This is a genomic window from Luteitalea sp., assembly GCF_022842525.1.
Taxonomy (GTDB): domain Bacteria; phylum Acidobacteriota; class Vicinamibacteria; order Vicinamibacterales; family Vicinamibacteraceae; genus Luteitalea.
Genome location: NZ_JALHPM010000254.1, coordinates 1 through 7076, shown reverse-complemented (window position 1 = coordinate 7076; position 7076 = coordinate 1). Strand labels below are relative to the sequence as shown.

General features: G+C 69.9%; 7 protein-coding genes. 4 read left to right on the top strand and 3 right to left on the bottom strand.

Annotated features, from left to right (window positions below; genetic code table 11):
* The first annotated feature begins 314 nt into the window (after positions 1-314).
* Positions 315-1472, top strand: a complete 1158-nt coding sequence (locus tag Q0C41_RS28470) for a type IV pilus twitching motility protein PilT (RefSeq protein WP_291989897.1) — start codon at positions 315-317, stop codon at positions 1470-1472.
* A 45-nt stretch (positions 1473-1517) separates the two neighbouring features.
* Entirely contained in the window at positions 1518-2003 is a 486-nt protein-coding gene (locus tag Q0C41_RS28465; protein WP_291989895.1) for a regulatory protein RecX, read from the top strand.
* Positions 2004-2006: 3 nt separating this feature from the next.
* On the opposite strand, the gene Q0C41_RS28460 is transcribed toward Q0C41_RS28465, so the two are convergent.
* Complete coding sequence (locus Q0C41_RS28460; RefSeq protein ID WP_291989892.1) at positions 2007-2786, bottom strand: carbohydrate-binding family 9-like protein; 780 nt, start codon at positions 2784-2786, stop codon at positions 2007-2009.
* A gap of 48 nt (positions 2787-2834) precedes the next feature.
* Between Q0C41_RS28460 and alaS the strand changes: the two genes are divergently transcribed.
* Both alaS and Q0C41_RS28450 read left to right on the top strand, forming a co-directional pair.
* Positions 2835-5480 carry an alanine--tRNA ligase gene (gene alaS, locus Q0C41_RS28455; protein ID WP_291989890.1) on the top strand — a complete coding sequence of 882 codons (2646 nt, stop codon included), beginning with the start codon at positions 2835-2837 and terminating at the stop codon, positions 5478-5480.
* A gap of 133 nt (positions 5481-5613) precedes the next feature.
* A complete protein-coding gene (locus Q0C41_RS28450) occupies positions 5614-6318 on the top strand; it encodes a transglycosylase SLT domain-containing protein (RefSeq protein WP_291989888.1) in 705 nt (234 codons plus the stop codon).
* A 1-nt stretch (position 6319) separates the two neighbouring features.
* On the opposite strand, the gene Q0C41_RS28445 is transcribed toward Q0C41_RS28450, so the two are convergent.
* Both Q0C41_RS28445 and Q0C41_RS28440 read right to left on the bottom strand, forming a co-directional pair.
* Entirely contained in the window at positions 6320-6730 is a 411-nt protein-coding gene (locus Q0C41_RS28445; protein WP_291989886.1) for a ribosomal protein L7/L12, read from the bottom strand.
* Position 6731: 1 nt separating this feature from the next.
* The coding region (locus tag Q0C41_RS28440) for a TerB family tellurite resistance protein (RefSeq protein ID WP_291989884.1) at positions 6732-7076 on the bottom strand (345 nt) is incomplete at its 5' end.

Below are 7076 nucleotides of genomic sequence, written 5' to 3'. Positions count from 1 at the left end.
GGGGCGTCCCGCCCGAGCCGGCGGCAGGGCGCCGGCCGGCCGGGCGGCAAGGGCGGCGCCGGAGGTGCCGAGGCTGCTGATGAAGGCGCGTCTGTTCATGTGTGCGCCCAAGATTGGCAGTCGGCGCCGTGAAGTCAAGCGATTCCTGCGCCGGCACGACGTCGAAGGTTCGCCGTCATCACCGCGGCTTCTGGAATGATGCGCGTGGTCTCAATCGTCCCACTGTGGGACCGTCGCGCGGGCGCGCCACCCCCGCTGATGCACCCCCGCTCATGACCGGTCCGGCTCCTGCCGATTGGCAGGCAGGGCCAGTCATGCATCTCAACGACCTCCTGACACACGCCGTTCGCAGTGGCGCCTCCGACATCCACATCAAGGTGGGCAGCTATCCCATGATGCGGATCGACGGCAGCCTCGTGGTGGCCAACGAAAGTCGCCGCCTCGAGCGCGACGACACCGAGACGATGGCCGCCACCGTGCTCAACGTCGAGCAGCGCAAGTACTTCGTGGCGCACCAGGAGATCGACGCGGCCTACAGCATTCCCGGGCTCGGACGCTTCCGCTGCAACGTCTTCACGCAGCGCGGCACCATCTCGCTGGTCATCCGTGTCATCTCGACCAAGGTCCCGTCGGTCGAGGCGCTGGAACTGCCCGACGTCCTCAAGTCGATTGCCGAGGAGGAACGCGGCCTCGTGCTCGTCACCGGCACCACCGGGTCCGGCAAGAGCACCACGCTGGCCGCGATGATCGACCACATCAACCAGCACCGCTCCTCGCACATCGTCACGGTCGAGGACCCGATCGAGTACCTGCACCGCGACCATCGCTCGATCGTCAATCAGCGCGAGATCAACGTCGACACCAAGTCGTTCGCCCATGCCCTCCGCTCGGCGCTGCGGCAGGACCCCGACGTCATCCTCGTCGGCGAGATGCGCGACCTCGAGACCGTCGAGACCGCCCTGCTCGCGGCCGAGACCGGTCATCTCGTCTTCTCGACGCTGCACACGCTGGACGCCCCCGAGAGCATCAACCGCATCGTCGCCGTCTTCCCGCCGCACCAGCAGCGTCAGGTGCGGTTGCAGCTGGCCAGCGTGCTGCGCGCCGTGGTGTCCCAGCGCCTCCTGCCCCGCGCCGGTGGCGCCGGGCGTGTCGCGGCCGTCGAGGTGATGATCACCACCCCGTTCATCCGGGACTGCGTCGCCGACAAGGACAAGACGCACCTCATTCACGGCTCGATTGCGGCCGGCACGTCGCAGTACGGCATGCAGACCTTCGACCAGCACCTCTTCCTGATGTACAGCCGCGGCATCGTCAGCTACGACGACGCCATGCGGTATGCCTCGAACAAGGACGAGTTCAAGCTGAAGGTGCAGGGCGTGTCGACGACGTCGGACATGGCCCGCGACGAGATGCTGCACGCCTCGATGGGCCGCCCCGGCGCGCCCCCCGAAGTGACGCGATTCGGCACGTAGCATCGATGTCCACCGCCGATCGGCGGTTTCTCTTACCATCGGGGCATGCCTCGCGACGCCCAGCCACCCGACCCGTACGTGTACGGCCTGGCGGCGCTGGGCCGGCGCGAGCTCACCGAACGACAATTGCGGACCCGCCTGGAGCGCCGTGGGTGTGCCGTCGACGACGTCGACGCGGCCATCGCGCGGTTGAAGCGCGAGCGGGTGCTGGACGACCAGCGCTCGGCACGGGCCTTTGCCCGGACCGAAGCCCGCATCAAGCACCGGGGCCCGCTGCGAATCCGGCGCACGCTGGAGTCGATGGGCGTCGACAAGGAGACGGCCCGCAGCGCCACCGACGAGGGATTCGAGGAGCGCTCGGTCGACGAGGCGCTCGAGGCCGCGCTCGCGCGCAAGCTCAGGGGCCCCGTCCTCGACGACCGGCATGCGCAGCGGCTGGTGGGCTACCTGGTCAGACAGGGCTTCGATCTGTCGGCCTCGATCGCCGCGGTGCGCACCTGCCGCCGCGGCAACGAGGCCGAGGAATCGTAGCCGTCACTTCGCCGCGAAGATGAACTTCCGGAAGGCGGCGGGCACGTGGAAGCTCGCGGCGCCGGTGGGCGACCACGCGCGGTTGACCGCCCCCTCCTTCGGCTTCGCCGGGCCGTTGGGCCGCTCGATGCGGAAGGCATTGAATCCCCAGGCCTCACCGGCCGCCGGCGGCAGCGCCACCTTCTCGGGCAGCGGCAGCGACCGGAAGCCGGCCCAGGGCGCGAAGGCCGTCGCGATCCAGCGCTTCGGTGTCCCGTCGGTGTTCTTCTCGTGGCGGACGGCGGTCTCCAGGCCCTCGTGGTTCCAGGTGAGGTCCGACGTCACGGTCGGATGCGGCGCCACCATGCGCACGTCGCAGACGACGTTGGTCGGGCTGATTTCGAGTTCCCAGTAGTCCTTCCCGGCCCAGGCGGGGTCGAGGAAGATCTCGACCACTTCTTCGTCCCACAGGTGATCGTCACGCTGGGTCATGGTGGCCCACGGGGCCGGATCATCGGCGTCCCAGCGCAGATACAGCCCCTCGGGCGCCCAGAGTGCACGCAGCCGCGTCTCGTACGGCGCCGCGCCCCAGGCCAGCACCTCGGCACGTCCCCAGGCGCCATCGTCGGCAGCCAGCAACGCGGCACGGGCGGCGCCAGCGGTGGGCCGGACGGTGTAGCTGGCGTCGGCGGGCAGGGGCGGCTGCGCCGGACGTGCGGCGGCGGGCGTCTGAGCCAGGGCGACACCGGCAGGGCTGGCGAACAGCAGGGCGGCCAGGGCAACGGAACGGGGGCGGAAGCGCATCCGCGGAGTATAGGACGGGATGCGCCCCGCGGCTTACAATGAGCGGCTATGCGTTCGCGCGACATCCGCCGTGGGTTCCTCGAGTTCTTCGAATCAGCCGGGCACAAGCGGGTGGCCAGTGCCTCCCTGGTGCCGGGCGACGACCCGACGTTGCTGTTCACCAACGCCGGGATGAACCAGTTCAAGGACGTCTTCCTCGGCAAGGAGAAGCGCGACTACGCCCGGGCGACGACGACGCAGAAGTGCATGCGCGTCAGCGGCAAGCACAACGACCTCGACAACGTCGGGCCGTCGCCGCGGCATCACACGTTCTTCGAGATGCTGGGTAACTTCTCGTTCGGTGACTACTTCAAGGGCGAGGCCATCCCCTACGCGTGGCACCTGCTGACGGCCGTCTGGCAGATCCCCCCCGAGCGCCTCTACGCCACCATCTTCATGGGCGAGCCCGGCGTGCCGCGCGACGACGAAGCCTACGATCTGTGGCGCAAGTTCCTGCCCGCCGATCGCATCGGCGAGCTCGGCGCCGAGGACAACTTCTGGCAGATGGGCGACACCGGCCCCTGCGGACGCTGCTCCGAGATCTACTACCTGAAGGACGACGGTTCCATGATGGAGATCTGGAACAACGTCTTCATGGAGTTCGATCGGCAGCCGGGCGGCGCCCTCGATCCCCTGCCGGCGCGGTCGATCGACACCGGCATGGGCCTCGAGCGCGTGACCGCCGTCCTGCAGGGCGTCGAGAGCAACTACGACACGGACCTGTTCCAGCCCCTGCTGCAGGACGTCGCGACGATGTGTGGCCAGCCGTACACGCGCACCGACGCGGCGAGCACGTCGATGCGCGTCATCGCCGACCACATGCGGGCCAGCACGTTCCTCATCGCCGACGGTGTCATCCCGAGCAACGAGTGGCGCGGCTACGTGCTGCGCAAGATCATGCGGCGCGCGATGCGCCACGGCAAGAAGCTCGGCATCACCGAGCCGTTCATGCACGCGCTGGCCGACCGCGTCGTCTCCGAGATGGGCGATGCGTACCCCGAACTGCGTGCCAACCGCGACAGCGTCGTCAAGGTGATCCGGTCCGAGGAAGAGCGCTTCGACGCCGTGCTGTCGGCCGGTCTGGGCCGCCTCGAACAGGTGCTGGACCGCGCCGCCGCGTCGGCGAGCAAGGTCGTGCCCGGCGACGAGATGTTCCGGCTCTACGACTCCCTCGGCCTGCCGCTCGACTTCATCGAGGACCTGGCCGGCGAACGGCAACTGGCCGTCGATCGGGCCGGGTACGACGCCGCCATGGAGGCCCAGCGCGAACGCGCCCGCGCCGGCAGCCACTTCGAGGTGACACGGGCCCAGGGCTTCACCGTCAGCGGGACGGGCACGCAGGCCGCGCTCGACGTCATCGGCGATCGCTTCGAGGGCTACGACCTCACCGAGGTCTCGGACGCGAAGATCGTGGCGCTGTTCGACGCCGATCGACGTGAAGTGCCGGCCCTGGACACGGGCGCGACCGGCTTCGTCGTGCTCGACCGCACGCCGTTCTACGTCGAGAGTGGCGGCCAGGTCTCCGACGTCGGCACCCTGACCACCGAGGACGGGGCCGCGACCGTGCAGGCGATGTCCCGCCTCGTCGCGGGCGGGCCGCGCGTGCACCACGTGACGATCGATCGCGGAATCCTGCGCGCCAGCCAGCACGTCTCGGCTCGCGTCGACCTGCCGCGTCGCACTGCCATCCGCCGGAATCACACGGCCACGCACCTGCTGCATGCGGCCTTGCGCCAGACCCTCGGCCCGCATGTGAAGCAGGCCGGCTCGCTCGTCGCGCCCGACCGCCTGCGCTTCGACTTCGTGCACACCGGCACGATTGCCGCCAGCGACCTCGACGCCATCGAGCGGCTCGTCAACACCCAGGTCATGCGCAACACCAACGTGCAGACGACGCTGCGTCGGACCGATGAGGCGATGGCGTTGGGCGCCATGGCGCTGTTCGGCGAGAAGTACGGTGACACGGTCCGCGTGGTCGACATCCCGGGCTACAGCCTCGAGTTGTGCGGCGGCACTCACTGCCGCGCCACCGGCGACATCGGCATCTTCACGATCGTCTCGGAGAGCGGCGTCGCGGCCGGCGTCCGCCGGATCGAGGCCGTGACCGGGGACGGCGCCCTCGCGCTCCTGCAGGACGAGCGCCGCCAGTTGCAGGCGGTCTCGACCGAACTGCACGCCGCACCCGCCGACGCCGCGGAGACCGCTGGCAAACTGCAGGCCGAGATCAAGCGCCTGACCCGGGCACTGCACGAGGCGAAGGTGAAGGCTGCCCTGGGCGCCGGGGACGCCTCGTCCGGGCAGCAGACGCACGAGGTCGCGGGCGTGAAGGTGGTGACCCGTCGCGTGGACGGCGTGGACCGCACCGCGCTGCGAGAACTCGCCGACCAGATCAAGGCCGGACTCGGATCGGGCGTGGTCGTGCTCGCGGCCAACGCCGAGGGCAAGGTCAGTTTCGTCGTCTCGGTGACGAGTGACCTGACCGCGCGCGTGAAGGCCGGCGACATGGTCAAGCGCCTGGGGCCCATCGTCGGAGGCGGCGGCGGAGGACGGCCCGACTTCGCCGAGGCGGGGGGCAAGCAGCCGGAGCAGATCGACGCGCTCCTGACGGCGGCGCCTCAGGCCGTGCAGGACGCCCTGGCAGCGACGGCCCGCTGACAGGATCGTCAGGGCAGCGACGCGCCGCGCACCCGGACGCGGCAGTTTTTGCCCTGGCGTCGCCCGAAGAGGCCTGAAATGGGCCATTCGCGGTCGGGATCGAGTCTTGCCCTGCCATGCCGATGTGAAGGGCATGGTTCTCCGCGCATGTGTGTCGACGCTGGCCGTGGTGCTCGGCCTCGCCGTCTCCCCGGTCTCCGCGCAGATCTACGTCAGCCGCGATGCGGCGGGCACGATCGTGCTGTCCGACCAGCCCGTGGCCGGTAGCGGGGTCAGCACGTACGCCGTGCGCAACGCGTCCGGGGTCCGCACCACCCGGAGCGTCCGCGGCGACGTCGAGGGCCTGTACGACGAGGCCATCGAGTCCGCCTCGGCGACCCATGGGGTGCGTCCCGAACTGGTCCGCGCCGTCATCCAGGTCGAATCGGGATTCAATCCGCGGGCCCGCTCACACAAGGGGGCCATGGGGTTGATGCAGTTGATGCCGGCCACCGCGGCGGACCTCGGGGTGGACAACCCCTGGGATCCGGTCCAGAACATCCACGGCGGGGTCGCCTACCTCGGGTCGTTGATCCGGGAATTCGGCGACGAGGTGCTCGCGCTGGCGGCCTACAATGCCGGCCCCGGCGCGGTGAACCGGTACGGACAGCGCGTCCCGCCATTCCGCGAGACACGCGACTACGTCCAGAAGATCACGAAGCGGTCCGAAACGATGCCCGTGGCCCGATCGGGCGGCGGCACCGTCATCTACAAGGTGCTCGAAGAGGTGGATGGCCAGCCGCAGTGGCGCCTGACCAACACCCGGCCGACCACCGGCACCTACGAAGTCATCCGCTGACTCAGCGGTCGATCACCGTCTGCAGTCGGTCAATCGCTTCCTTGGCCTCCTTCAGGCCGAGCCCCGTGACCTCGCGATACCGCTTGATGGCCGGGATCAGCTGACCGTCCCGCACCGCCCGCACGATCTCGCCCGCTGCCGCCTCGTCGCCCGGGGCCGGGGCACGCACCTGTCGAATGGCGGCGAGCGCCACCGCCTCCGCGGACCCGGCGGCCGCGGCCACGCCCAGGCCACCGGCGGACCTTGCCTGCTGCAGGACGTCGGCCGTGGACAGTCCCCTCCCCGCCTCGAGCGCGCCGATGCGGCGACGCAGGTCGTCCTCGCGGACCATGCGGCGACGCAGCACCCAGACGGCCAGCAGCACCATCACGGCGACGTCGACGATGACGATGAGCAGCAGGGTGCGAGACATGTCAGGGCTGCCGCGGCTGGCGGGCGTTGAGGGCGTCCCGGAATTCGAGGCGCAGGGCGGCGACGTCCGCGCGCTCCAGGCGCAGCACGCTGGCGATGCGGCTGATCTCGGTCTCCTCGACCGTCGCGATGCCGTGCTGGGCCGACACCGCGAAGAGCGCGCGCAGCAACTGCAGTTTCTCGTCGCGTGTGGCCAGCAGCTCGAACTCGCGGGCGACCTGATAGTCCTCGGCGGCACCATGACTGCCGGTGGCGTCCACCGCGAGTTGCACCATGCGCTGCGCCTGCTCGGCCGAGACATCGGCCTCGGTCGCCAGTCGGGCCTCCATGACGGCCCGCTCCTCTGC